The organism is Bradyrhizobium macuxiense (genome assembly GCF_001542415.1).
GTDB classification, from domain to species: domain Bacteria; phylum Pseudomonadota; class Alphaproteobacteria; order Rhizobiales; family Xanthobacteraceae; genus Bradyrhizobium; species Bradyrhizobium macuxiense.
Genome location: NZ_LNCU01000067.1, coordinates 1 through 1934, shown reverse-complemented (window position 1 = coordinate 1934; position 1934 = coordinate 1). Strand labels below are relative to the sequence as shown.

Genomic DNA, 1934 nt, shown 5'->3' with positions numbered 1-1934 from the left:
GGCTTGCCCTCGTTCTTTCCTTCCGCGAGGTTGCGCACCACCATGTAGAAGATCGGGGTGAAGATCAGGCCGAACAGCGTGACGCCGAGCATGCCGAAGAACACGGCAACCCCGACCGCCTGGCGCATCTCCGAGCCCGAGCCGGTCGACACCACCAGCGGCAGCACGCCGAGGATGAAGGCGAACGACGTCATCAGGATCGGCCGCAAGCGCAGGCGACAGGCCTCGATCACCGCCTCCAGCCGCGACCGGCCCTCAAGCTCGATGTCGCGGGCGAACTCGACGATCAGGATCGCATTCTTGGCGGCGAGCCCCACCAGCACCACGAAGCCGATCTGGGTCAGGATGTTGACGTCCTGCCCCATGATGCGCACGCCGATGGTCGCCGCGAACAGGCACATCGGCACGATCAGGATCACCGCGAAGGGCAGCGTCCAGCTGCCATATTGCGCGGCCAGCACGAGATAGACGAACAGCACGCAGATCGGGAACACGTAAAGGCCGGCATTGCCGCCCGTCACCTGCTGGTAGGACAAGTCCGTCCATTCAAAGGAGAAACCGCTCGGCAAGGTTTGGTCGGCGAGTTCCTTGATGGTGTTGAGGGCCGTCGCCGAACTCACGCCAGGTGCCGGCTCACCCTGCAGCTCGGACGCCGAGTAGAGATTGTAGCGCGCGACACGGTCAGGTCCCGAGACGTCCTTGAAGTCCAAGACGCTGCCGAGCATCACCATGTCGCCGGCCGCGTTGCGGGTACGCAGGCGCGAGAGATCGGAAGCCTCCTTGCGGAATGGGAGATCCGCCTGGGCGGTGACGTGATAGGTACGTCCGAACAGGTTGAAGTCGTTGACATAGGTCGAGCCGAAGTAGGTCTCGATCGTGTCGTTGATGCTGGCGATCGGCACGCCGAGCTTCTGCGCCTTGACGCGATCGATGTCGACAAACAGCTGCGGCGTATTTGCCGTGAACGGTGAGAACACAGAGATCAGGTTTGGCGACTTGCGCGCGGCGGCAACGAGCTCGTCGGTCGCGGCCGCCAGCAGTTCGGGCCCGCGCCCTTGTCGATCCTGGATGCGGATGGCAAAGCCGCCGCCGGTGCCGATGCCGGGCACGGCAGGCGGCGGAATGACGATGATGAAGGCGCCCTGGATCACCGACAGGCGCTTGCGCAGATCGGCCGTGATGGCGTTGGCCGACAATCCCTTCTTCTGCCGCGCCTCCGGCTCGTCGAACACCGGGAACAAAGCCGCGGCGTTGCCGGCCTGCGTGCGCGTCGCGCCGGAGAAGCCACTAAATGCCCCAACACGGACGATACCTGGCGTATCCAGTGCAATCCGCTCGATTTCGCGCACCACCGCGGCGGTTCGCGCCAGCGACGCGGCGCCCGGCAGTTGCACCGAGATGATAAGGTAACCGCGATCCTGGGCCGGAATGAAGCCCTGCGAGGTGGTCGCAAGCAGCCAGCCGGCGCTGCCGATCAGCACCAGATAGAGCAGCAGCATCGTCGCCGAATGCCGGATCACGAAGGATGCCGCCGCCGCATAGCCATGCGCCAGCCGGTCGAATATGCGGTTGAAGACGCCGGTGAAGGCGGACCAGCCGCGCGCGATCAGGTTCCAGCGTGCCGCCGGCCGCTTCGCCTCATGCGGAACGAGTATCCGCGAGGCCAGCGCCGGCGACAGCGTCAACGAGCAGAAGCAGGAGATCGCGGTCGCGACCGCGATCGTCACGGCGAATTGCTGGAAGAACTGCCCGGAGATGCCGCCGAGGAATGCGGTCGGCACGAACACCGCGCACAGCACGAGCGCGATCGAGACCAGCGCGCCTCCGACCTCCTCCATGGTCTTGAGTGCGGCTTCGCGCCGGCTCAGGCCATGCTCGAGATGCCGCTCGACATTCTCGACCACCACGATCGCGTCGTCGACCACGATGCCGAC

The 1934-nt window shown here is 65.3% G+C and carries 1 protein-coding gene; it reads right to left on the bottom strand.

The window, feature by feature from the left end:
* On the bottom strand, positions 1-1934 hold a 1934-nt coding region (locus tag AS156_RS19275; RefSeq protein ID WP_136626308.1), incomplete at both ends, for an efflux RND transporter permease subunit.